Source organism: Vibrio bivalvicida (genome assembly GCF_001399455.2).
In the GTDB taxonomy this organism is placed as follows: Bacteria; Pseudomonadota; Gammaproteobacteria; order Enterobacterales; family Vibrionaceae; genus Vibrio; species Vibrio bivalvicida.
Genome location: NZ_LLEI02000043.1, coordinates 250810 through 273626, shown reverse-complemented (window position 1 = coordinate 273626; position 22817 = coordinate 250810). Strand labels below are relative to the sequence as shown.

The following is a 22817-nucleotide window of genomic DNA, read 5'->3' as shown; positions in this document are numbered from 1 at the left end:
GGACACTTCAATGATCAACATAGGAAAAAAACGCATTTCAGGGAAAGGTTTTAAAGCAGCCATTACCGCGTTGTTAGGTCTCGCGATTAGCTTACCTAGTTTAGCTTCTGAAACACCGAACTTAGATAGAATTAATGATCGCGGCACTTTACGTGTTGGCATGTCAACTTTCGTTCCTTGGGCAATGCGCAATAAGCAAGGTGAGTTAATTGGTTTTGAAATAGATGTTGCTAAACGTCTTGCCAAAGATTCAGGCTGGCAAGTCGAATTTGTACCTACGGCTTGGGATGGCATTATCCCAGCACTACTCGCAAAAAAGTTCGATGTCATCATTGGAGGTATGAGTATTACTTCAGAGCGTTCGAAAAGTGTGTTGTTCTCTACTCCCTACTCCCATTCTGGCGTTCAGGTAGCGGCGAACAAAGAGCTCGCAGACGGATTCTCTGAGTTGAGTGACTTCAACTCTCGCCGAGTAAAAATTGCCGCACGTCGCGGAGCCTTTACTGTACAAGTTGCTCGTGAAACTTTCCCGAAAGCTAAAATTCTTCAATTTGACGATGATGCACAGGCGTTCCAAGAAGTGCTTAACGGCAATGCACATGCAGTGATTGCCTCGAGCCCAAAGCCGGAACACGAAGCGGTTAAAAACAGCGATAAACTCTTTATTCCTTTCACGGAACGTTTGTCTAAAGGCAACGAAGCGTTTGCTGTCCGTTTAGGCGAGGCCGACAAAGAAGCCTTCTTCAACAGTTGGATCCAGGCACGTACGCAAGACGGATGGTTAAAAGAGCGTTATGAATACTGGTTCTCCACACTAGACTGGCAAGATCAGATCGCTTCAGGCCAATAACTTGATCGCCTCTGATTTAGGTAAGTCAGAGGCTCTTACCGTGGAATAAATAAGTGACTAAAAGTAACGCTCTAACCTCAATTTCGCCATCAGTAAGCAGGCCCTCTATCAACAAACTCGATATCGTTTTGTTGCTGCTATTAGCCGGATTCAGCTACTGGATTTACTACCGCTCTTCGGCAGGGGTTAATTATACTTGGCGCTGGCAAGAAGCGTTATCTTTACTTTTTACACCACGCGCAAACGGTTCACTACCCTATTTTTTCCAAGGATTGGTTGCCACTTTAAGATTGAGTGTTTGGGGAATGATATTAGCCCTAAGTTTAGGAACAGCGCTCGGCGTCGCTCGACACTCTAAAATCACTCTATTTGCTGTACCGGCAAATATGTTCGTTCAACTAATTCGAAATATTCCTCCTTTGGTGTTTGTCTTCATATTTTACTTTTTTATCTCTAACCAGCTGATTCCATTGTTGGGTTTAGATAGTGTACTAAGAGAGTATTCTGGAAACATTAACTGGCTACAGTCTGTATTATTTGGTCCTGCCAATTTATGGGAAAACCTACTGTCTGGTGTACTTTGCGTTGGACTACTATCGGCAGCTTATGTCGCTGAAGTGGTGCGTTCTGGTTTATCTGGGATTCCAGAGGGACAATGGGAAGCCGCAGATTCATTAGGTATCTCAGGATGGCCGAAATATCGCTATGTGATTGCTCCACAAGTACTCGCGGTTATCACTCCCGCATTAGCTGGACAAGCTATCTCGCTAGTCAAGGACACTTCGATCGTCTCACTCATCTCTATTCAAGAAATGACGTTCGTCGGCACTGAAATCGCCAACTCGTCAGGTCTGATTTTTGAAATTTGGTTGATTGTCGGACTATGCTATCTTTCGATCTGTTTATCTTTGTCACTTTTCTTTAAAAAGCTGGAAAAGAGGAGCCTAAGACATCTTAATCGGTAGCTGAAAATCAAACGGCCTTACTGCCCAGGGGAAACTTTAACTTCAGGAAATTTACGTAAAGCAAAGCACCTAACGTTACACAAAACAGATTAATGGTCAGGTCGAGCACAGCAAACTCACGCAGTGGATTAAACATTTGCAGCAGTTCATCTAAGGAGACCATCACCAGTAAACCTAGCACCCAAGGGGAGAGGATCAACCGATGGTAATGATAGTAAGAAACGGGTGTCGACCACGCGGCGATAAATCCGAGAGTAGTCGCTACCGTGGCATGCAATACCCAAGCGCCCCCTAAGGTAGACTCAAGTGCTCGTATCGCGTCACCATGAAAATCAAATGATTTTGCCATCGATGCGCCACCGCCCATAGCCATTAGGCTAAAAAGAACAATCAATCTTTTACTAAAAAGCTGCTCGACCAAGTACATAAAAGCCTACTACTGAGGAAAACAAAACGCTCAGTAGACTAGCTGAAGTTTATTGCAGAAAAAAGCGCATCTTGGCGTCGTCTTAATATTTAGACAGTTATGTAATGATCCACCAGCAGCAACAGGAACAAAAACATTAAGTGATAGATAGAAAACTTGAACGTTTCAATCGCTGATTTCTCATCTGGGTTGAACTTGAGTTTCCATGCATGTCCAATAAAACCTAAGCTTAGAGCTGTCGATCCAACCCAATATAATATGCCCGCCATACCCACTAAAGCAGGTAACAAACACACTAAAGCAAGTAGCACTGTATAGAGCAAAATGGACGTTTTAGTGTATTCAATACCGTGAGTAACGGGCAACATTGGAATATCCGCTTTCGCGTAGTCATCTTTGCGGTGGATCGCTAATGCCCAAAAGTGCGGTGGTGTCCAGATGAAGATAATCATCACTAACAGCCAACCATTGGCGTGCATCTCTCCAGTCACGGCTGTCCAGCCTAATAGTGGTGGCATGGCTCCCGCTATTCCTGCAATCACAATGTTCTGCGGTGTCGCACGCTTTAAGTACATGGTGTACACCACTGCATAGCCAAGCAAGCTCGCAAACGTTAACCATGCCGTTAAAGCATTCACACCGATATAAAGAACGGTGAAACCCAACACCCCGATCGCAACCGCGAAAGCAAATACATGGCTAGACTTGATTTCTCCTGAGGGTAGCGGCCTTTTGTAAGTTCGAGCCATAACCGCGTCTATGCGCTGGTCTATCAGATGATTAAATGCCGCCGCCGAACCTGCCATCAATCCAATGCCTAAAAGCCCAAGCACTGTACCTTGTACAGGCAATGCGCCAGGAACCGCAAGACACATTCCGACTACCGCGGTCAGTAACATCAGAGCAACGACTTTAGGCTTAGTCAATGCCAAGTAGCTACGCCATAGTGCTCTCTCTTGAGCAGTAACAGATAGTGTTTTACTCATGCGCACTCTCCTTATTAATCAGAGCAGAATCCACTGCAGACTGATGACTGGTTTGCCAAATTAGATAGTTGGTTCGTAATACGATCAAAAGCAACAAAGCAGCCCCTAGATTGTGTGCCACCGCGATAACCAAAGGTAAGCTCAATAATACGTTACCTATGCCGAGTGCAATTTGAATAGCCAGCATCAGCAATAACCCTTTCGCTACTTTGGTGTAAGCATGTTTTTTCTCCGCGAACAGCATAAATGCTAATGCCGAAACAAACAGAGTGACGACAACAGCTCCCACTCGATGCGTAACATGAATTGTCATCCGCGCGCCGTAATCTAACGTGCCAAACTCATAGCTTTCTTGTTTGGGTTGAATCAATTCAAAAGCGCGCCCGAAGTCGAGATAAGAAGTCCAGTTTCCTTCACATATCGGAAGAGTCGTACACATCAACGCAGCATAATTAGAAGATGCCCAACCGCCTAACGCAATTTGCAGCACCACCACCACAAGCGTCGAAGCAGCTAATAGCTTCAATCTCTGCCTTGCCTTATTGCGATCCTTAACCAAGGGAGTTTGCCTCGCTTCGAGTCCCCAGTGAGTTAGCGCTAGCAAACTGAATAAGGTAAAACCTCCAAGCAAGTGACCCATTACAATGATTGGCATTAACATCATGGTCACTGTCCACATTCCAAGTAAGGCTTGAAATATCACCACGACAGAAATTGCCGAAGCCATCGCGATTGGTATTTGCCCTGTTCTGACACCAATAAAAGTAATGGCAAACACCACTAAACCCAGAGTTCCTGCAAAGTAACGGTGAATCATTTCGAGCCAAGCTTTATTGGCTTCAACGGTAAGAGATGGGTACAGCGATTGAGCCAAAGCGATTTCATGCTGCTCATTAGGGACGGTTAACTGACCATAACAACCCGGCCAATCAGGACACCCGAGTCCTGCATCCGCAAGTCGTGTGTACGCGCCGAGCATGACAACAATGAATGTGAGGATAAGACTGAATCTGACAAGGTTGATCAACTTCATATCATGACTCCTAGCGGATTAGCCAACGCGAGATAACTTGAGCAGCTTACGAAAATCGGCAAGTAATCCCTTGCTTTGTGCAACCAACTCACCTTGTTTGCTCACTTTGGGATAACGCATCACCAACTGGCCCAGAGGATCAACAATTACGTATTCAAATTGATCAACAAGCTGAGAAAAGCCATCATTTACTTTTATCTGAGCATATTCTGAGTTTGCCAATACCTCGCTGCTAGGCGTAGATATCAGCACGGGTTGCACACGTTGTTGGTACTTACCCAGTGCGATATGGCTCTGACCAAGTAAATAGATTTGTTGCTGACAGAACTCATCGCATTGATCCGGAACCACATAACCAAGCTGCCACTGGCTCTGTTGGTAAGGGTTATCGATACCTAACGATTCCAATGTCGCCACCGGTTCAATAAGTTCGCCCTTGTTGGTTACACCCGCTTGATACCAGTGTTGGCTCAATACTGTTTTGGCAATAATGGCAGGTAATGCAAACATCACCACTAAGCTGACAAAAATGATCCTTCCTCTTAAAACTGGGTTACTCATCTTTTACTCCCTGCTTCAAAGCTTTGACTAGTAAGCCGACACTTAACAACGCAAGTACTGCCGCCATGGAAAACCACTGCACTGCATAGCCTAAGTGCTTGTCTGGATTCATTGAGACTGGTTGCCAAGGCTGAATATAAGGCCAAGACTCAACCAACGGCTGCACAACAAAAGGTTCTAATTCGATCTGCCAATGCTGCTCTAACTGAGCAAAATTAAGATTCTGAATTCGACTCATCGTGCCTTGCTCCAAGTGCAAATCTTTGCTGAGCGGATTTCTCGATTTGCGATAAAGCCTGCCTTCCAGTGCATGCTCGCCATTTAACCAATCAACCTGTGGCAGCTGTGAGCGTAAATCAGGCGCTTCAACAAAACCGCGTTCGAGCAACAGGTATTTTCCAGATTGTGTTTTCACTAACTGCAACGCCAAATAACCTACCTTGCCATCAACACTTTGGTTATCTAGCAACAAGTACTTATCCATCACTGGGATCGCGCTAAGCACTACTTTTACCCCAGTTGGGTTACTGATTTGTTCCTGAGTCAGATCAGATAAACCAATAGGTGACATTTGCGCTCTCTGTATAACCTTTTGCTCTATTTGGCTTTTCTCATCTGCTCTAGATAATTGCCATAAACCTAAGTTGATCAATATCGAAAAGGCGACCACAGTTATTAGACAAACAACCACAAACCTTGTGGTTTTCAGCGGAGCAAAAAAGGAACCACTCATGGTATTCATATTCAAACTTGTCCTAGTACTGCTGCTACTCTTCATCCTTGTTAACCTCGGTAGAGCGATGTTTGAAATGGTTAAAGGTCCCGAATCGGAAGACGACTCTGATGAAGATTCCCTCCCAGATGACAAACCCATGAGCTTTTATTTAGGTCGCCGCGTTTTCCTTTCTGCACTCGCTATTGTGTTAATGGTGGCCGCCTTATTAAGCGGCCTAATTGAACCTAACGTACGCCCTTACTAGCACTGTTTAGATTAACGTTAAAGCACGTATACAAAGACGAACAAGCATAGCCACACCACATCAACAAAATGCCAATACCAACTACCAGCCTGAAAGGCAAAATGGTCTTTGGGCGTGAAATGATCTTTTGCCACTCTAGCCAGCAATATGATCAAAAATGTGGTGCCCAATAGAACATGCATGCCATGGAACCCGGTTAATAAGAAAAAGGTATTGCCATAAATTCCTGATTGAAGCGTTAAGCCTAAATCTTGATAGGCATGTGCGTACTCAACCCCTTGGTAGTACAAGAAGAAACACGCCAAAACAATTGTGATTTCAAGCCAGACAATCAACGCCATACGCTTATTCTGCTCTAAACTGACATGCGCTAGATGAAGAGTAATCGAAGAAGTGAGCAGGATAATCGTGTTGATTAATGGCAAGCCTTGCCAAGGCATAGCATTGGTCGTGTCTCCACCTGGAGTAGTCGTTAATGGCCATAAAGCCTCAAATGTCGGCCAGATAACCTCATGGGTCATGGCATTGTTACCTGCCCCGCCAAGCCAAGGCACAGAAATCATACGCGCGTAAAAAAGAGCGCCGAAGAAAGCGCCAAAGAACATCACTTCAGAAAAAATAAACCAGCTCATCCCTTGCCTATAAGAACGGGACAACTGAGCAGAATTCTTACCACTCATAGATTCAGTAATAACGTTGCTAAACCAACCCGCGAACATATAGAGCAGAAAGATAAAGCCCGCGAGCAAAATCAGCTTGCCAAAGACACTTCCATCCCCACCTTCAGCCATGTTCTGTACGGTCAAGCCTGCACCGACAGCAATTAAAAACAAAGCAACAGCGCCAACAATCGGCCAGCTACTTTGAGCGGGAACGTAATAGGGTTGATGTTTTGAACTCATTGTGCTGCTCCTTGCAAAATCTCATCGCTTGATGATGAAACGTTAGCTAACTCGGTTGAGGTCGTTTTCTCTGTGATGTCATATAAGGTGTACGACAAAGTCAGGGTATGAATCGAGTCTGGGATATCCGGTTCGATATAGAAAATCAGCGGCATTTCTGCTTTTCCAGCAGCCTGCAAAGGCTGTTGATTAAAACAGAAACATTCAATTTTGTTGAAATAGGTAGCACCTAGCCCCGGAGAGACCGATGGCACAGCTTGGCCGACAATATCTTTAGAAGACAAATTCTTAGCGAAGTAAGCGGTTTGAATCACTTCACCGGGATGCACTTCCATTGAAGTTTGTGCAGGGACAAAAGACCAAGGAATTCCTTGATTATTGTGCGCCATAAACTCTACGCGAATAAGACGTGATGTGTCAGGGACCATACCTTGAGGTTGTAGCGCAGACTCTGTATTGGTTTTTCCGTTGATTCCTAATGTTTCACACATCACGTCATATAAGGGGACAAGAGCAAAACCGAAGCCAAACATGGCGACAACCGCAGCACATAGCTTGAGCGTAAGCTTTCTATTGGATTTCGCTTGCCCGTCCATAGCAGAGTCCCTAGTCCACTTTTGGCGGTGTTGAGAAAGTATGATGAGGTGCAGGACTTGGTACTGTCCATTCCAATCCTTCAGCACGATCCCAAGGTTTCGCCGAGGCCTTTTCACCACCTTTGATGCATTTGATCACCAGCCACAAGAAGATTAACTGTGACAGGCCAAAGGCAAAGCCTCCTATTGAGACAATTTGGTTAACGTCTGCAAATTGAATCGCATAATCGGGGATACGCCTTGGCATACCTGCTAAGCCTAAAAAGTGCATCGGGAAGAAAAGGACATTGACTGAAATGATCGAACACCAGAAATGCCACAAACTCAACTTGTGGTCATACATGTTCCCCGTCCATTTAGGCAACCAATAGTAAGCCGCCGCCATAATCGAGAACACAGCTCCCGAGACCAACACATAGTGGAAATGGGCGACAACAAAATAGGTATCGTGATACTGAAAATCAGCAGGCACAATCGCGAGCATCAACCCAGAGAAGCCGCCAATAGTGAACAAAATAATAAACGCAATCGCGAACAACATCGGCGTTTCAAAAGTCATCGCCCCTCGCCACATGGTTGCCACCCAGTTAAACACCTTAACGCCCGTCGGCACCGCTATTAGCATGGTGCAATACATAAAGAAGAGTTCGGCGAAAACCGGCATGCCCGTGGTAAACATGTGGTGTGCCCAAACAAGGAAGGACAACAGCGCGATACTACAAGTTGCGTACACCATCGAGTGATAACCAAACAGCTTTTTACCACTAAAGGCTGGAATAATCGCAGAGACAATACCGAAGGAAGGCAAAATCATGATGTACACTTCGGGGTGACCGAAGAACCAAAAGATATGCTGGAACATCACGGGGTCACCGCCGCCCGCGGCATCAAAGAACGAGGTTCCAAAGTACTTATCGGTGAGCACCATAGTAACAGCCCCCGCGAGTACAGGCATAACAGCTATCAATAGAAACGCCGTGATAAGCCAAGTCCAGACAAACATTGGCATTTTGAACCATGTCATTCCCGGAGCGCGCATATTGACAATGGTAACGATCACGTTAATTGCTCCCATGATCGAGCTGATCCCCATAATATGAACCGAAAAGACAAACAACGCGGTACTGTCAGGTCCATAGGTCGTCGAGAGTGGCGCGTAGAAAGTCCAACCAAAGTCAGGACCTCCGCCTTCCGTAAATAGCGAAGCAATAAGAATGGCAAAAGCGAAAGGGAGAATCCAAAAACTAAGATTGTTCATTCTAGGCAGAGCCATATCTGGCGCACCGATCATCATCGGGATCATCCAGTTTGCTAGCCCAGTGAAAGCCGGCATCACTGCTCCAAACACCATGATTAAGCCATGAACGGTTGTCATTTGATTGAAAAACTGCGGCTCGACCAATTGCAAACCCGGCTGGAAAAGCTCTGCACGAATGATCATTGCCATCGCACCGCCGATTAAGAACATGCTAAAGCTAAACCAAAGGTAAAGCGTCCCAATGTCTTTATGGTTCGTCGAGTAGAGCCAACGGGTAATTCCCTTAGCTGGACCATGGTGGTCATGATCATCAGCTTCAACAGCAATCGTGCTATTGGCGCGACCGATATCGGCATCAGTAGCTGGCGCTGATTTGGTTTTGTCTTCTACGATCGAATCAGGTTTGGACGTTTTCATTGTCCCTCCTTAGACGCCTTAAGCTGGTTAACATCTGATGCTTGAACTAAATCACCCACACTGTTACCGAGACCATTTCGTTGGTAGGTCACCACTGCAGCAATCTCTTTATCTGTCAGCTGGTTAGAGAATGCTTGCATTGCTGTACCCGAACGACCATTAACCACAATATCAATGTGCGAAGAGGCATCACCCGTTGCGACTTTACTGCCCGTAATGGCTGGGAATGCTCCGGGTATACCAGCACCATTTGCTTGGTGACAAACCGAACATCGATCGAGATACACTTTCTCACCAACACTTATTAACTCATCCAGAGACAACGAGGCGGTGAGTGAGGCTGCAGCTTCTTGCTTCGCTTTCTCTAATTCCGCTTTCTTGGCAAGCAGCCAGGCGTCGTATTTCTCTTCTTCCATCGCATGAACAACAATGGGCATAAAGCCATGAGCTCGACCACATAACTCAGCACATTGACCGCGGTAGACACCAGGCTTGTCTATGCGAGTCCAGGCCTCGTTAATAAATCCTGGGATGGTGTCTTTCTTCACCGCAAAGTCCGGCACCCACCAAGAGTGGATGACGTCATCAGCTGTTAGCAAGAAACGTACTTTACGATTGATCGGTAACACCAACGGATTGTCCACTTCCAACAGATAGTGCGCGCCTTTCTCTTCGATGCCATCTATCTCTTTTTGGCTAGTTGCTAGCAAGCTAAAGAACTCAACGTCTTCACCGAAATAGCTGTAATGCCACTTCCATTGCGAGCCTGTTATTTTTACGGTCAGATCTGATTGAGTAGTATCTTCCATTGCGACTAAGGTTTTGGTCGCCGGAATAGCCATTAAGACGAGGATAATAATTGGAATAACCGTCCAGATAACTTCCACTTTAGTACTTTCATGGAAGTGTGCCGCCACCGCACCTTTGGATTTGCGGTGATGATACATGGAGTAAAACATCACCCCAAAGACCACAACAGCAATGGCGCAGCAGATGTAAAATATCAGCATATGAAGGTCATAAACCTGCTCACTGATATTGGTGACTCCCTGAGTCATGTTGTAGGCACTTTCTTCTGCGTGTGCAAAAGCAGTGACACAAATTAACAAAACACTGCTCAATCGCCACAGTAACAACTGTAAACTTTTCAAAAGACCTCTCCTCTGCCAGAGTCATCAACCGTGATGCTGGTACTTGTTCCTGCATGTCACCTGAGCCTGCAAGAAAGTACCAATCAGCCTTTGGACTTGGATAATTCCTTATAACCAGTAAATTTCATGTAATTTGTTATATTTATGTTAATAAACGTTAGTTGGCGTTTCTAAATTGTGCAAGAAAGTCCTATTAGAAATGGTGACTAGGCAGAGCATAGAAAGGTTTAGCGATTGCGCTCTCGCAAATGATAATCAATATCAATTAAAATCAAGCTAAATTCAGCAAATAACATAGACTTAAGTTAGGACATGAAGAAGGTAAAAACATCATGATGGAACAAGTGACGCGTTGGTTAGAGAAAGATCCTGACCCACATACAAGAGAAGAGCTTCAACACCTAATCGATGAACAAGCATTTGATGAGTTAGACGATCGCTTTAGCCAACGTCTGGAATTTGGTACTGCCGGCCTACGAGGCAAAGTCGGTTGTGGTCCCAACCGAATGAACCGTTTAGTGATTCAAGAAACCGCGACGGGCCTTGGTCACTATCTTGTTCAACAAGTCAAAGATGCAAAAACACGCGGTGTTGTGATTGGTTATGATGGTCGTACAGACTCTAAGCAGTTTGCTCACGATACGGCTTCTGTTCTTACTTCTCTTGGGATTAAGGTGTTCCTAACCCACGCAGTAGCGGCAACATCAATTGTTGCATTTGGGGTAAAACACTTTGATGCAGCAGCGGCTGTTGTGGTTACAGCCAGCCACAATCCACCAGAATACAATGGCTTTAAAGTGTACTGGGAAAATGGCGCTCAAATCATCCCGCCACATGATTCAGGCATTGCAGGTGAGATTGACATTGCAGCGACCAAGCCTATACCACTTATGGCACTAGATGATGCCGAGAAGCATGGTTTACTCGTTTGGTTGAAAGAGGATTACTACGAAACTTACCGCCAAACGATGAATAACAATCCACTCTTGGCTAACCACACTGCGCCTAACGATGTCGCTATCGCATATACCGCTATGCATGGTGTAGGGGCAAACATGGCGCAAACCCTACTCAACGACGCGGGCTTTAACCACTTTTACAGTGTTGCAGAGCAAAGTGAACCAGACGGCTCTTTCCCTACCGTCAACTTCCCGAACCCAGAAGAAGCTGGGGCGATGGATATGGTCATGGCATTAGCTAAACAACACAACGCAGACATTGCATGTGCCAATGACCCAGACGCAGACCGATTTGCTGTCGCTGTGCGCAAGCCAGATGGTGACTATCAGATGCTGACTGGCGACCAAGTGGGAACTTTATTTGGTCATTACCTCTTGTCACAAACGGAGGCGAGTAAGCAACTTGTCGGCAATACGATTGTTTCATCCACTTTGTTAAACAAGATAGCCGATGCGCACGGTGCCACTTACTTCCAAACACTGACTGGCTTTAAATGGCTAACCAATGTAGCGATGCAAAAGCAAAGCGACGATCAGCAGTTCCTATTTGCCTATGAAGAAGCACTAGGCTACACGGTTGGGAACAAAGTCTGGGATAAGGATGGTCTATCCGCTCTGGTTGCCTTTGCGCAATTGACCGCCGAGCTAAAAAGCCATGGAAAAACCATTTGGGATCAATTAGAAGCCATCTATCGTCAGCACGGTATGTATCTGAATTCGCAACGCAGTATTGCGCTTGATCCGAAGGCACCACCTGTAGGTGATAAGCTCAGGGCTAATCCTCCGACTATGATTGCGGGTAGTAAAGTGGAAGTGACAGAAGATCTTAAGTCACTCACCAAGCACTTTGCTGATGGTTCAACTCAATCCATCGACCTGCCAGCAAGTGACGTACTTATCTATCACCTATCGTGTGGTGCACGAGTGATCGTTCGTCCTTCAGGAACAGAACCGAAGCTGAAGTGTTACTACGAAGTGATCGAGAAGTTTGAAGATTCTGATAGCTTTGAACACGTACTTGATAAGGCGTCAGAGTCTATGGGGATGCTGATTTCAGAACACCAACATAGTTTGCTTTAATACATTAAAGAGCTCTATAAATAAAACCCCATACCTATTGGTATGGGGTAGAAAACCTAAAGTTGCTCTTTAACCACTTCTTCAAGTTGCTGATAAGGCACATAACCTGGGATCACTTGTTCACCCATGATAAGTGCTGGCGTACCTCTTAAGCCTAAACCAGTAAACATGGCATAGTTGTTTTCTAACTGCGCCTTCACTTCATCACTGACATTCAGATGCTCCGTCGTCCCAGTTTTTTGCGCAATCTTCATTAAAGATGCAGCATTATGTGTGCCCGGTTTTGACACCAATAAATCATGTACTTGCTGATATTTATCACGATCTTTTTGCCAAACGTTAAGCGCGTAAGCGGCCGAGTTCACCGAAGAGCTGCCTTCTTTAAGCGGTACATAGAGATTCACCACTTTGATTTGCGGGTAATCTTTCACGAGCTTATCTAACTCCACGTCTAATTTCTTACAGAATGGGCAGCTGTAGTCTGTCACGTTGATGATCGTGAACTCGCCGTTCTCTGCACCCATAAATGAGTGATTAGGATCGTTAAGGTAGTTTTGGCTACTCTCTAGTAGGTGAGTGAACTGCTGTTGCTGCTTGATATACATTCCTAGGCTTTCATGTAATCCATCGACAACCTGCGGGTTTGCCTCAAGCATCTCTACAATCTCAGCTATCTTTTGATCTTGAGGTGCTGCCAATGCTGGAGCAGTAAAAAGAACGCTTGTCGCCAGCGCTAACGTTAATTTATTGAACATAATGAATTCCTAATTGTTTAGCCAAAGACGTGTAAGTAAACCTGGTGGAGTCGTAATACCAGTCGTAATTGATTCGATTTTGCCGTCTCTGACAATGAATATGGTTGGTGTCACTGAGATGCCCCACTGCTTAAACAGCTGAGAGTTCTCGTCGTTGACGTTGGTAAATTGATAATCGTGTTTTTGCTTGAATGCCTCAACACGCAAGTCTGTTCCAGAGGCTCCTGAGACCGCAACCACAGGGTAGTATTGACTCACCCAATCAACGGTAGGGCTGACAAACTTACATACCGGACACCAAGTTGCCCAAAAATAGATAACGACCGGGGTTTGGTAACTCATCTCGATCACATCAACTGGGTTTCCCTTTTCATCCACTGTGACTAAGTCCGGCGCCATTTCCGTCGGTACATCTTGGGCACGATAGAGATCAATTGCAGTGGTGATCACAATCGCGAATAGCAAATACTTTGATATTTCTTTGAGCCAGTGGAGCGGTCTTATCTTCATTAACCCGCCTCCCCACTCGCTTGCTTAAGCGCTTGTGTGACCGATTCATCGGTTAATATCACAGGCAGTGGGATGCCTTGAGGCGCATTAGGTCCATAGACAATATTAAACGGCACACCAAATCTGCCATTGGCTCGAAGATAATCTGTCACTAGACCATCAGGGTGAGTCCAATCACCTTGAATAGGTGTGACATTCGGATGCTGCAGCGCTGAGTAAACGGGATCTTGTAAGATCACACCAATCTTGTTCGCTTTACAGGTCACACACCAGTCTGCTGTCACGTTAACAAACACAGTATTGCCATTGGCTACTGACTCAGTAACGGCTTCATTCGATAACCTTACCCACGGCAAATCTTCAGGTAACGGCGTTGACCAATGATCCGCCGTCATACTTCCAATCACTAGCCCGCCAGCAAGCAGCAGTAAAGATGCGCCACCAGAAATGACAAACGCCTTATCGCTATAAACCTTTTTGATGCGCATAAGCACAACGACCAATGCGGTGACTGCTAGAACAATGACCCAGAACACTGGAAGGTGGTTGGCGAGCAAGTAAAGCAGCCAAACGCTGGTGAGAAGCATCATCACACCGAATAGTAGCTTCACCTTATTCATCCAAGCACCCGGTTTAGGCAGGTAAGAGGCAAGTCCAGGGAACAATGCCACCACTATCCAAGGTAAAGCCATACCTAGCGCAAGAGCAGTAAAGATAACCAGCATATCTACTGTGCTAGCCGCTAATGCAAATGCTACAGCCGTCCCTAAGAAAGGCGCAGAACATGGCGTGGCCAGTAGCGTGGCAAACATACCTTGCAGATAGTGCCCTGCATAAGAGTCATCCCCTTTTGAGGCAAGCCATGTATTGGTGTTCGACGATAGCCTAATTTCAAACAAACCAAGCATATTGGCACCAAACAGAGCCGTTACTGCCACCATGAAGCCGATAAACCAAGGGCTCTGGAACTGTATCCCCCAACCAATGGCACTACCAGAGAACTTCAAAATAAGCAGAAATGCCGCCAACAACCAGAACGAAGTCAAAATGCCTGCTGAAGAAGCAAGAAACTGCAATCGCACTTTACGACGCTCTATACCTTGGGCGCTAATGACACCACTCAACTTCATCCCCAACACAGGGAGTACACATGGCATCACGTTGAGTATCAGTCCGCCCAGTAAGGCAAAACCAATCATCTCAACCACTGAGAAGCTTGGTATTGGTGCAGACACGAGACCTTTTGTCACTTGCGCGGCTTGTTCAGCGATAAAATCCGTATCCTTAATGGTCACATCGACGGACTGTTCGCTTAGATTGATGTCACCAAGCCATGTCGATACATCAAACACTGCGACAAGTTTTTCTCCCTCAACAGTAAGATGGTTGAGCGCATAACTGTAATCACTGATCGCTTCTACTCGACTATCTACAATAAGTTCGGGTACATCCCAGCCTAGTGGTTTTATCAAAGTCACTTGAAGCTGATTAGTCGAACTATCCCAAACTGCACTTTGCTCTGAAATCAAAGGGGATGCTTTAGGCACCTGACTGATCGCTTGAGCATGTTGGTACATAGCCTGTTCTGAGACGACCAACTCACTCGGTATAAAATCCAAACTAAATGGATAATCGGTCAGTACGCAGATGGTGGTACATGAAGATAACGTCAGCTTAGCATCGAGACTTACTGGCTTGTAAAAGTCTTCGACGTGCAGCGTCATTGGGATCAAGGTATCCCCTTTGTAACCAAGAGTGTTGATACCGAGTAGATTAAACTGCTGTGGGTAAGGCCAATGCCAGTCAACGGATTCAAGATTAGAAGAGCCCTGCCATGAAATACTTGGCGCTATACCTCCTTCACCTGGCGAGCGCCAATAGGTTTTCCAGTCACCTTCTAAAGCAACTTCTAGAAAACCTTCGACAGTTTTATCTGTAGGGTTTACTTGCCCTGTCACGACAAAGCGAGTTTTTGCAGGAGGATGATCCGGATTAACCATCCACCCCGTCTCAACCTGTGCAAATGCTAAGGTCGAGAAAAGCACACTGCTCAGCATAAGGAAAAAGCTCAGCAGACTAAAAGGTGCAAATCGAGTTTGTTTTATCATTGTTGTGTCCAATTGAAACCAATCTAATAAATAGATACTCAAATATCTATTTTGGTTGGTATATGCCCCTCAATGGGGGAATAACAAATACGAGCTATCTCTGGCTAAAACTCAAGCCAGTAACGAATTTGTTTACTCTCGGAACACACAGAAAGTGAGATGAAGACGGGATTTGGGGACTATAGGTTCAGTAAACTGAGGAGAAACCTGCCTAGTGGAGACAAGCCAAGCAACAATCACCAACAGCGCAACAAAGAAAGAAACAACGACGTGATCAAGATTAACCTTAGCACTGCCTAAAAGCTTCTCCGTTAAATCACACTGCTTACTAATGTCCGTCGATTGATCGGTAACATGAGTGCTATCGGCAAGAGAAGCATACTTGTACTCACACACCGTTAGCATACCTGAATTTTGCGTAAGACAAATAGCAAACACCCAGCCAATTAGGGCTAGAGTAATTTTTGCAGATTGTGTCGTAGCAAAGTTTTTAAACATACAGTGCGAATAACTCACGAATTAAAGCCAGAGATTATGACAACCCCAAACGCCAACATTGTTAGTTTAATGTGAGAAGTCTCTTAGACAATTTTCTTTTGTAAGAAAATCTTATCAACGCCCGCGGTTGGAAACCCGGTATAACGTCCAACTTCTTCAAATCCTAATTTGGCATAAAAACCCGGAGCTTGAAAGCTGTAGGTATCAAGATATAAATCTGTAACACCTAAAGCGATTGCTTCAGACTCGATGCGTTCCATCAGCAGTGAACCAATGCCAGACTTCCTTTCACGCTCATCCACCCAAAGAAACTCGACAAACAGCGTATTGGTAAATATTTCGCCCGTTAAGCCACCAGCGAAATTACCCTCATCATCTTCTATGTAACAAGCGAGACTCTGAATCTCGTCATCCGGGAAGTGCTGCATATTGAATGCTTTCAAGCCATTGTAGATTACATCTTTAACGTTCTTCGGCGGGTTAAGTACAAACTGAACATTCATTGGCGCTACTTCCTTGTTTCCATATAGATCAAAAAAGGCCAGCACACGCTGACCTTTTATACCAATCTGGATAAGTAGGTGGTCAGATAATTGCGCAGGAAAAATCGCTTAGAGCAAGGCATAGATTGCAGCTAGCTAGTTGACCTACCTACAAAATCTATAACGCAGCTATCAGCGATTTTAACTAGCAAGAATGCCCAGATACTTATTTAGGTTGGTATTAAATGCGGCTAGCTCGCAAATGAGCTTAACATCCAAATCGCTAACACGACAAATATCAACCCCATAAACTTATGCTGATATGTTCTAAATTTAGCGTTTTCGAGTAGCGGCTTACCCAACGTACCCACTAACGCCACCAGCAATAGGTTGAACAAGAGACCTAAGACATTCAGCAATAAGCCCAGTGCTAACATTTGTTCGCCAGAACTTGCGGTAATGTTGCTGGAAACAAATTGAGGCAAAAACATCACAAAGAACACTAAAGCTTTAGGATTAAGCAAGTTACTTACCAGAGCTCGCTGATAAAAAGTTGTCGCGACCTTGTTTGATCCATCCATTTGTGGCGCATCAGCGGCACTTGCTCGAATACAGTCCCAGCCCATTTTTAGTAAGTAAGCACCACCTAACAAGTGCAGCGCTTTTAAGGCAATTGGGCTCATGGCAATCAGTGCAGAAACACCGAGTGCAGCAAGTAGGGTCAGGATAATCCCTGAAGTGGCGTTACCTAAGCTCGCAAAAATGCCTACTTTACGACCGTAGCTCATACTTGAACTGGCGATCAGCAACATATCCGGTCCAGGTAACAGCAGCAGTGCAACAACAGCGGTCAAATAAATCGGCAGCACAGAAATATCAATCATAGTTATAATATTAATAAACCAAAAAACCGCGGCATTTTAGTCCAACACTATCAATTTATCCACCACAAACAATAAACAGCCATTCATAAAAACAGACTAAATGACTTTTATAGTTGTTAATAAAATAAGCATCAACTTGAGCAATTTTGTACAAAAATAACTAAGGCCTATAAGCTAGACTGTCAGATCCGTAAACAAACATTAGAGCGCAAGGAAAGCTTATGGCGAAAGGCAGTAAAGAATCAGCCAGTTTTCATTTAGCCAATGAGCTAGGTGGGCTTGAATTGTTAGATGCGAAATACACGCATCAGAATTTCTCTCGTCATAGCCACGAGGGCTATACCATAGGTGTGATTGAGAAAGGTGCGCAACGTTTTTATCGTACTGGGGGCAACCACATTGCCCCACAAGACAGCATCATTCTAGTGAATGCTGATGAAGTTCATAACGGTCAAACTGCCACTGAGGGTGGATGGGAATACAAAGCCATGTATCCATTACCTAATCAGTTTGCTCAGCTTACAGAAGGCCTCTCACCTGGCTCATCCATCCCATACTTTCCAGAGCCCGTCGTATACGATCCAGAACTCGCTCAGCAACTACGGTTGGTGTTTGACACTTTAGCGCAATCAGACAATAAGCTGCTTAGGGAGACATTGATCTATGGCACCTTAGTCAAACTCGTTTCTCGTCATAGCAAGTCTAAACTCGATTGGGAGCCGAAAACGCGCAGCCAACGCCAGTTGTTGTTAGTTAAAGAGTTTTTGGACGATTTCCCACAAGCAGATGTGAGCCTTGAGGACTTATCCAAGCTGGCGGGACTCAGCCCTTATTATCTCACACGTAGTTTCCAAAAAGAGTTTGGTCTACCGCCACACGCCTATCAGATCCAAGCGCGACTCAGGGTAGCAAAACAACTTCTTCGTCAAGGACTTAAGATTTCAGATGTCGCTCAGGAAACTGGCTTTCATGACCAAAGCCACTTCCATAGACATTTCAAGCGCGCTTTGGGCGTCACACCAAGACAGTTTGTTGGCAAAGGATAAGGCAATACTAGCCAGCAATTTTGTACAAGCCGCTATAACTTGAGTGTGAGTTAATAAGATCATTATCCATCACATCAAAACAATAACTATGAATACCATGACCTTCGAACACAACATACAACTCAGCCGTTCAAAACTCTTTTGGCAAGGTACCCTAGCGATGGTGCCACTCAGTATTGCGGTTATTCCATGGGGATTACTTGCTGGCTCATTTGCTATTGAGTCTGGACTCACCGTTTTAGAAAGCCAAGCATTGTCGGCGATCCTCTTTGCCGGTTCTGCTCAGCTAGTCGCAACCGGAATGTTTAAAGCTGGCGCAACGCTTGCCACCATGCTACTCGCGGCATTCTTTATTACTTCTAGGCATTTACTATATAGCGTTTCAATGCGAGATAAAGTTAGCCCTTTACCACTGAAGTGGAGACTGTGCCTTGGCTTTCTTTTGACCGATGAATTGTTTGCTATCTGCGGTCAACAATCTGAACAGCAGTTTAATCGCTGGTACGCACTAGGAGCAGGACTGAGTTTTTATCTGTGTTGGAATCTCGCCACACTCGCAGGCATTGTCGCCGGAAGCTACATCCCGGCATTGAATGAGTTAGGATTGGAATTCGCAGTCGCTGCAACTTTTATCGCCATTGTCGCTCCCAATGTAAAATCTTCTCCGGTACTTCTTGCGGTCGTCGTTTCATTGGTCACATCAGTCATTTGCTATGCCCAAGGAGTTGAGTCTGGGTTGATGATTGCCAGTATCGCTGGAATGCTTGCCGGATACGTTGCTGAAACACTAAATAGGGCTAACCAATGATTATGCTTTCTATACTCGCGATGACAGCACTGGTATTTGCAAGTCGATATCTTTTTTTAGAGCCTCGTCTACCGTTAAGGCTCAACTCACAGGCTCAGCGACTGCTGAAATACTCAAGCCCTGCTGTGTTAACCGCAATTTGGGCGCCGATTGTCTTTATGCCAGAACAGAAACTTTGGCTCTCGGCAGGTAACCCTTACTTGGTCGGTGCTTTCATCGCAGCATTTCTAGCATGGAAAACCAAGAATGTTCTATTAACAACCTTGGTCAGTATGGTGGTGTTCTTGTTTCTAAAACTGCTCTAACCAAATAGAGCGGCAATTAGGAACAAAACAATCGCCATTATCGCTATGCACTTGAGAAGTAGACCGACATTGTTGCTTCCACCTTTAGGCGCTTGATTACAACAACCCATAATAAAAACCTCCAATTGAACTCTCAATTGGAGGTTAATCCTTGACCTAGGGGCAGAGTAAAGCGTTAATTATTGAGCAACCCACTCAATCTCTATCAGCGTTTTGTCACCGGACTTTAATCGAGCTAAGAACACATCGTCCGCATGCACTTCACCTACACCTTGTGGGGTACCGGTCATAATGATGTCACCATCGCACAAGGTAGTGTAACTCTTGAGCTCTTCAACAATCACTGCTGGCGAATAAATCATTTGTTTCACCGAGCCTTTTTGAACACGGACACAATTGATAAACAGCTCAATTTCTAACGACTCTATCTCTAAGCCAGCCAAAGGGACAAAACGACTAAACACCGCAGAACCATCAAAGGCTTTAGCGCGCTCCCAAGGTAAACCTTTTTCTTTTAGTTGAGACTGTAGGTCACGCTTGGTCAGATCGAGCCCGACCCCCACCGCAGACAAATTGCCATGCTTAACGATAAAGCAGATTTCGCCTTCGTAGTGGAGTCGTTCTTGATGAAAGGAACTTAGATTAGAGGCAATCGAGGATGGCGGTTTGGAAAACACCACCATTTGCTCAGGAACAGAATTATTCAGCTCTTGGATATGTTCTAAATAGTTACGACCAACACATAGAATCTTGCTTGGCTCAACCACAGCCTCTCCAAGTTTTACTGAACTCATGTCACCATCCCTGACGTTATTTAAGAACCTGACATTCTATGCTAAGTGGCTAATAAAAAAACGGTTTGGTTTCAAAACTAAGAGCTCATACCCAATATTACTGAGGTATCACTTACCAGAATAGAAAAACGCCTACTCAAATGCGAATAGGCGTCAACACGATAGATGTGTTAAGGCAGTAGATTCTTAGTTATAGGAAGTAACGTGCACCAATAATCCATTTGTCATCGTCTTTGGTTGCCGGGTCATCATCACCTAGATCGACTTCATAACCTGCAAACGTGACTAGACTTGGCGTAATGGTATATTCGGCCTGAAATGCACTTGTACTATATTGAGTTTTGTTGGTCTTATCGTCTTCTACCGCTTCATAATTCACACTGAAGTTGAGACCGTTTTCCAGTCCGAACGCGAGTAAGCCTTCAAGCTGAATGCTGTCTTCCAGTCCCGCATAGAAATACTCATTCATACCATAAACAGCCGCAACATAGAGGCCGCTACCATAGCTACCATAGTTTGCTGCAACAACGTGGGAGTTGGTATCTTTTTTCACTCCTGATATCTCTAAATCGCCACCAGAGTATGTATACCCTAAACCGAAGCCCATAAACTTCATTCCGAGAGCAACCTGACCACGAGCATCCGCGCTTTTCTCACTTTCATCGCCTTGCCAACCCAATCCGAAGCCTAGGCTTGCATCCTCATTAAAATCGAATGAGTTTCGATAACTGACCATTCTTTCTGCACGACCAGTGCCTAGTAAGTTGTGGTTTTCGTACAAGAAGTCATTGGCAAATGCGATTGGCATATCGGCGACACCTGCAACATCATAGTAGGGAGCCCACTGAGTACCGACAACCATGCGACCTGCCTGTTCATGAGTAACTCCTATGTAACCTAGGCGGGTAGAAAATGAGTTGTCTCCACCGTCTAGATAGTTGAGCGCCCATTCACCTTTTGCATCAACTACGACACCGTTACCAAGGTCCTGGGTACCAGAAATATTTATGCGAGGAGATATCTGGTTGACATCAACATCTTGTGCTGAAGCGGCGGTACCTTTCTCATACTCCCCGATCCCCACATCAACATAACCACCAATTGAAAGAGTTGAACCTTCGCTGCTGTAGATTTCTGCTGCGAAAGCGTTTGTACCACATGCTGTTGCCGCGATTAAAGCGGCTAATAATTTAATGTTCATAACGTATATCCGTATTGGGTTAAACCATGTCCGAATTAGTGCGCAATGCCTAAAAACTGCACGAACACCTAAAACGTAGTAGGTAATACTCAAAAATGAAGTGCAACTAGGCACTTATACGCATCTAAACTTTGTCACAACGTAACACTGCAATTTATCAATTAACATTAAATATTTGAAATTATTATCATTTTACAAGTGGTAGCCACATAAATTTATTTACACGATCAAGTTCACACTTTTATAAATTTAAACGGAACTTTTGTAAAAAACGCAAAAAGCCCTCGCACAATTCGAGGGCTTTGGGAGGAAAAATGGTTAATTTACTTAGCGTTGACTGCTTTAATAAATACCTGTTGTGCGCCTTCTACATTAAGTGCTTTTGCTTCTTCTAGCAGGCTAAGTGCTTTATCCAAATTGTTGGATTCCACCGCACTACGAATCGCGTTGTGGTAATAGGTTTGTGTTTCTGGTTGTACGATCTCTACCGCAGGTGCTTCCGATGGTTTTAAAGGCATATCATCAGTGGTTGGACGACCGATTGAGAATAAGCTTACTCGGTCAATGGATACTTCAATTTTACCCGTATCACCGTTCGGCACAGGAATGTCTTTCACTTCTGGCAGGTAATTGCCACGGCCTTCAGCGTCAAGACGAGCTGGATGAATCACATCAGTAAAGCCACCAATCTCTGATTTGTCGGTGTAGACAATAAGGTAAACCGAATCTAGGCCAACTGGTGGGAAGAAGTCATGCTCTGCAACTAGACGGTTGCCCAAATTGAGTCGTGGCTTAGTATAAACAAAGGTATCTTTATCGTAACTTTCCAGAATGTTACCTGCTTTGTCGACAATGATTGCACGCGGGACAAACGCAGTTTTTTCAATATGGCTGGTTATCGCGACTTCAAACTCACCGCGATTAGCGGGTAGCTCAAACACAGCAACTGGGCTATCAATGTCGTTAAAGTTTAAGTACTGAGAGCTTGAATTAACATTGACTGTAACCGAGCTCGGCAACCTCATGGCTACCGATTGCAACTCAGAAACGGTGGTGACTTTTTCTGCTTGAGCAGCTTGGACATATTCGGTAGGTTGCGTAGTTTGACAGCCAGCAAGCGCAACACAGCCACTAAGAATGAGGGCATGAAATTTCATAGTGTATCCTTTGGTTATTTTTCTAAGAGCTTACTATATACAACAAGGTGATCGAACACCAAAAACAAAAGCGCTTAGAAAAATAGCCGGCTTTCGCCAGCTAT

Annotated in this window: 25 protein-coding genes; 7 read left to right on the top strand and 18 right to left on the bottom strand. The window is 44.9% G+C overall.

What is annotated here, in order from left to right; genetic code table 11:
• The first annotated feature begins 10 nt into the window (after positions 1-10).
• The gene (locus tag APB76_RS15645; RefSeq protein ID WP_054961870.1) at positions 11-850 is read left to right on the top strand and encodes a transporter substrate-binding domain-containing protein; all 840 of its coding nucleotides are present in this window, start codon (positions 11-13) and stop codon (positions 848-850) included.
• Positions 851-903: 53 nt separating this feature from the next.
• Positions 904-1815 (top strand): amino acid ABC transporter permease, encoded by a 912-nt coding sequence (locus APB76_RS15640; RefSeq protein ID WP_054961869.1) that lies wholly within the window; start codon positions 904-906, stop codon positions 1813-1815.
• 7 nt (positions 1816-1822) lie between these two features.
• Here the strand turns inward: APB76_RS15640 and APB76_RS15635 are convergent, their stop codons facing one another.
• From APB76_RS15635 to APB76_RS15615, 5 genes are all read right to left on the bottom strand, one after another.
• Positions 1823-2242 carry a VanZ family protein gene (locus APB76_RS15635; RefSeq protein WP_054961868.1) on the bottom strand — a complete coding sequence of 140 codons (420 nt, stop codon included), beginning with the start codon at positions 2240-2242 and terminating at the stop codon, positions 1823-1825.
• Between the two features lie 89 nt (positions 2243-2331).
• A complete protein-coding gene (gene cyoE / locus APB76_RS15630) occupies positions 2332-3228 on the bottom strand; it encodes a heme o synthase (RefSeq protein WP_054961867.1) in 897 nt (298 codons plus the stop codon).
• Complete coding sequence (locus APB76_RS15625; protein ID WP_054961866.1) at positions 3221-4261, bottom strand: COX15/CtaA family protein; 1041 nt, start codon at positions 4259-4261, stop codon at positions 3221-3223. Before APB76_RS15625 ends, cyoE begins: the two co-directional genes overlap by 8 nt.
• Before the next feature lie 18 nt (positions 4262-4279).
• Entirely contained in the window at positions 4280-4822 is a 543-nt protein-coding gene (locus APB76_RS15620) for a hypothetical protein (RefSeq protein WP_054961865.1), read from the bottom strand.
• Positions 4815-5555: an SURF1 family protein gene (locus tag APB76_RS15615; RefSeq protein WP_074181719.1), complete on the bottom strand. Its 741-nt coding sequence runs from the start codon at positions 5553-5555 to the stop codon at positions 4815-4817. The genes APB76_RS15620 and APB76_RS15615 overlap by 8 nt, the downstream gene beginning before the upstream one ends.
• On the opposite strand from APB76_RS15615, the gene APB76_RS15610 reads away from it, so the two are divergent.
• Positions 5554-5802 (top strand): DUF2909 family protein, encoded by a 249-nt coding sequence (locus tag APB76_RS15610; RefSeq protein WP_049843339.1) that lies wholly within the window; start codon positions 5554-5556, stop codon positions 5800-5802. The two genes, APB76_RS15615 and APB76_RS15610, sit on opposite strands and share 2 nt — an antisense overlap.
• Positions 5803-5819: 17 nt before the next feature.
• On the opposite strand, the gene APB76_RS15605 is transcribed toward APB76_RS15610, so the two are convergent.
• Genes APB76_RS15605 through coxB form a run of 4 tightly spaced genes read right to left on the bottom strand, consistent with a single transcriptional unit; the run spans position 5820 to position 10096 of the window.
• Positions 5820-6704, bottom strand: coding sequence for a cytochrome c oxidase subunit 3 (locus APB76_RS15605; protein ID WP_049843340.1), 885 nt, complete (start codon positions 6702-6704; stop codon positions 5820-5822).
• Positions 6701-7300, bottom strand: coding sequence for a cytochrome c oxidase assembly protein (locus APB76_RS15600; protein ID WP_049843341.1), 600 nt, complete (start codon positions 7298-7300; stop codon positions 6701-6703). The genes APB76_RS15605 and APB76_RS15600 overlap by 4 nt, the downstream gene beginning before the upstream one ends.
• 10 nt (positions 7301-7310) lie before the next feature.
• Positions 7311-8975, bottom strand: coding sequence for a cytochrome c oxidase subunit I (gene ctaD / locus APB76_RS15595; protein ID WP_054961863.1), 1665 nt, complete (start codon positions 8973-8975; stop codon positions 7311-7313).
• Positions 8972-10096, bottom strand: a complete 1125-nt coding sequence (coxB, locus tag APB76_RS15590; RefSeq protein ID WP_408058712.1) for a cytochrome c oxidase subunit II — start codon at positions 10094-10096, stop codon at positions 8972-8974. The genes ctaD and coxB overlap by 4 nt, the downstream gene beginning before the upstream one ends.
• Before the next feature lie 362 nt (positions 10097-10458).
• Here coxB and APB76_RS15585 point away from each other — a divergent pair, with 362 nt between their 5' ends.
• A complete protein-coding gene (locus APB76_RS15585) occupies positions 10459-12165 on the top strand; it encodes a phospho-sugar mutase (protein ID WP_054961861.1) in 1707 nt (568 codons plus the stop codon).
• 56 nt (positions 12166-12221) lie between these two features.
• Here APB76_RS15585 and APB76_RS15580 read toward each other — a convergent pair whose 3' ends face one another.
• The 6 genes from APB76_RS15580 to APB76_RS15555 all read right to left on the bottom strand — a co-directional run bounded on the left by APB76_RS15580 (position 12222) and on the right by APB76_RS15555 (position 17402).
• Positions 12222-12920 (bottom strand): DsbA family protein, encoded by a 699-nt coding sequence (locus APB76_RS15580; RefSeq protein ID WP_004745737.1) that lies wholly within the window; start codon positions 12918-12920, stop codon positions 12222-12224.
• 9 nt (positions 12921-12929) lie between these two features.
• The gene (locus APB76_RS15575) at positions 12930-13430 is read right to left on the bottom strand and encodes a protein disulfide oxidoreductase (RefSeq protein ID WP_054961860.1); all 501 of its coding nucleotides are present in this window, start codon (positions 13428-13430) and stop codon (positions 12930-12932) included.
• A complete protein-coding gene (locus APB76_RS15570; protein WP_054961859.1) occupies positions 13430-15538 on the bottom strand; it encodes a protein-disulfide reductase DsbD family protein in 2109 nt (702 codons plus the stop codon). The genes APB76_RS15575 and APB76_RS15570 overlap by 1 nt, the downstream gene beginning before the upstream one ends.
• A 132-nt stretch (positions 15539-15670) precedes the next feature.
• Positions 15671-16036, bottom strand: coding sequence for a hypothetical protein (locus APB76_RS15565; protein ID WP_054961858.1), 366 nt, complete (start codon positions 16034-16036; stop codon positions 15671-15673).
• A gap of 83 nt (positions 16037-16119) precedes the next feature.
• Positions 16120-16539 (bottom strand): GNAT family N-acetyltransferase, encoded by a 420-nt coding sequence (locus APB76_RS15560; protein WP_054961857.1) that lies wholly within the window; start codon positions 16537-16539, stop codon positions 16120-16122.
• Between the two features lie 230 nt (positions 16540-16769).
• Complete coding sequence (locus APB76_RS15555; RefSeq protein WP_049843350.1) at positions 16770-17402, bottom strand: LysE family translocator; 633 nt, start codon at positions 17400-17402, stop codon at positions 16770-16772.
• A gap of 221 nt (positions 17403-17623) precedes the next feature.
• Here APB76_RS15555 and APB76_RS15550 point away from each other — a divergent pair, with 221 nt between their 5' ends.
• The 3 genes from APB76_RS15550 to APB76_RS15540 all read left to right on the top strand — a co-directional run bounded on the left by APB76_RS15550 (position 17624) and on the right by APB76_RS15540 (position 19561).
• On the top strand, positions 17624-18448 hold the full coding sequence (locus APB76_RS15550) for an AraC family transcriptional regulator (protein WP_049843351.1): 825 nt from the start codon (positions 17624-17626) through the stop codon (positions 18446-18448).
• Between the two features lie 88 nt (positions 18449-18536).
• The gene (locus APB76_RS15545; RefSeq protein WP_049843352.1) at positions 18537-19256 is read left to right on the top strand and encodes an AzlC family ABC transporter permease; all 720 of its coding nucleotides are present in this window, start codon (positions 18537-18539) and stop codon (positions 19254-19256) included.
• Entirely contained in the window at positions 19253-19561 is a 309-nt protein-coding gene (locus APB76_RS15540; RefSeq protein ID WP_049843353.1) for an AzlD domain-containing protein, read from the top strand. The genes APB76_RS15545 and APB76_RS15540 overlap by 4 nt, the downstream gene beginning before the upstream one ends.
• A 179-nt stretch (positions 19562-19740) precedes the next feature.
• Here APB76_RS15540 and APB76_RS15535 read toward each other — a convergent pair whose 3' ends face one another.
• The 3 genes from APB76_RS15535 to APB76_RS15525 all read right to left on the bottom strand — a co-directional run bounded on the left by APB76_RS15535 (position 19741) and on the right by APB76_RS15525 (position 22713).
• Positions 19741-20355: a fumarylacetoacetate hydrolase family protein gene (locus APB76_RS15535; RefSeq protein ID WP_049843354.1), complete on the bottom strand. Its 615-nt coding sequence runs from the start codon at positions 20353-20355 to the stop codon at positions 19741-19743.
• A 190-nt stretch (positions 20356-20545) separates the two neighbouring features.
• Positions 20546-21556 (bottom strand): porin, encoded by a 1011-nt coding sequence (locus APB76_RS15530; protein WP_049843355.1) that lies wholly within the window; start codon positions 21554-21556, stop codon positions 20546-20548.
• A gap of 323 nt (positions 21557-21879) precedes the next feature.
• On the bottom strand, positions 21880-22713 hold the full coding sequence (locus APB76_RS15525) for a MalM family protein (protein WP_054961856.1): 834 nt from the start codon (positions 22711-22713) through the stop codon (positions 21880-21882).
• Positions 22714-22817 lie beyond the last annotated feature (104 nt).

Coding starts and splice junctions, on each gene's coding strand:
- APB76_RS15555 (WP_049843350.1), bottom strand. CDS start 17,402: ATGATTGATATTTCTGTGCTGCCGATTTATTTGACCGCTGTTGTTGCA.
- APB76_RS15570 (WP_054961859.1), bottom strand. CDS start 15,538: ATGATAAAACAAACTCGATTTGCACCTTTTAGTCTGCTGAGCTTTTTC.
- APB76_RS15530 (WP_049843355.1), bottom strand. CDS start 21,556: ATGAACATTAAATTATTAGCCGCTTTAATCGCGGCAACAGCATGTGGT.
- APB76_RS15550 (WP_049843351.1), top strand. CDS start 17,624: ATGGCGAAAGGCAGTAAAGAATCAGCCAGTTTTCATTTAGCCAATGAG.
- APB76_RS15545 (WP_049843352.1), top strand. CDS start 18,537: ATGAATACCATGACCTTCGAACACAACATACAACTCAGCCGTTCAAAA.
- ctaD (WP_054961863.1), bottom strand. CDS start 8,975: ATGAAAACGTCCAAACCTGATTCGATCGTAGAAGACAAAACCAAATCA.
- APB76_RS15585 (WP_054961861.1), top strand. CDS start 10,459: ATGATGGAACAAGTGACGCGTTGGTTAGAGAAAGATCCTGACCCACAT.
- APB76_RS15625 (WP_054961866.1), bottom strand. CDS start 4,261: ATGAAGTTGATCAACCTTGTCAGATTCAGTCTTATCCTCACATTCATT.
- APB76_RS15615 (WP_074181719.1), bottom strand. CDS start 5,555: ATGAGTGGTTCCTTTTTTGCTCCGCTGAAAACCACAAGGTTTGTGGTT.
- APB76_RS15525 (WP_054961856.1), bottom strand. CDS start 22,713: ATGAAATTTCATGCCCTCATTCTTAGTGGCTGTGTTGCGCTTGCTGGC.
- APB76_RS15610 (WP_049843339.1), top strand. CDS start 5,554: ATGGTATTCATATTCAAACTTGTCCTAGTACTGCTGCTACTCTTCATC.
- APB76_RS15620 (WP_054961865.1), bottom strand. CDS start 4,822: ATGAGTAACCCAGTTTTAAGAGGAAGGATCATTTTTGTCAGCTTAGTG.
- cyoE (WP_054961867.1), bottom strand. CDS start 3,228: ATGAGTAAAACACTATCTGTTACTGCTCAAGAGAGAGCACTATGGCGT.
- APB76_RS15635 (WP_054961868.1), bottom strand. CDS start 2,242: ATGTACTTGGTCGAGCAGCTTTTTAGTAAAAGATTGATTGTTCTTTTT.
- APB76_RS15605 (WP_049843340.1), bottom strand. CDS start 6,704: ATGAGTTCAAAACATCAACCCTATTACGTTCCCGCTCAAAGTAGCTGG.
- APB76_RS15540 (WP_049843353.1), top strand. CDS start 19,253: ATGATTATGCTTTCTATACTCGCGATGACAGCACTGGTATTTGCAAGT.
- APB76_RS15645 (WP_054961870.1), top strand. CDS start 11: ATGATCAACATAGGAAAAAAACGCATTTCAGGGAAAGGTTTTAAAGCA.
- APB76_RS15560 (WP_054961857.1), bottom strand. CDS start 16,539: ATGAATGTTCAGTTTGTACTTAACCCGCCGAAGAACGTTAAAGATGTA.
- APB76_RS15575 (WP_054961860.1), bottom strand. CDS start 13,430: ATGAAGATAAGACCGCTCCACTGGCTCAAAGAAATATCAAAGTATTTG.
- APB76_RS15565 (WP_054961858.1), bottom strand. CDS start 16,036: ATGTTTAAAAACTTTGCTACGACACAATCTGCAAAAATTACTCTAGCC.
- APB76_RS15535 (WP_049843354.1), bottom strand. CDS start 20,355: ATGAGTTCAGTAAAACTTGGAGAGGCTGTGGTTGAGCCAAGCAAGATT.
- APB76_RS15580 (WP_004745737.1), bottom strand. CDS start 12,920: ATGTTCAATAAATTAACGTTAGCGCTGGCGACAAGCGTTCTTTTTACT.
- APB76_RS15600 (WP_049843341.1), bottom strand. CDS start 7,300: ATGGACGGGCAAGCGAAATCCAATAGAAAGCTTACGCTCAAGCTATGT.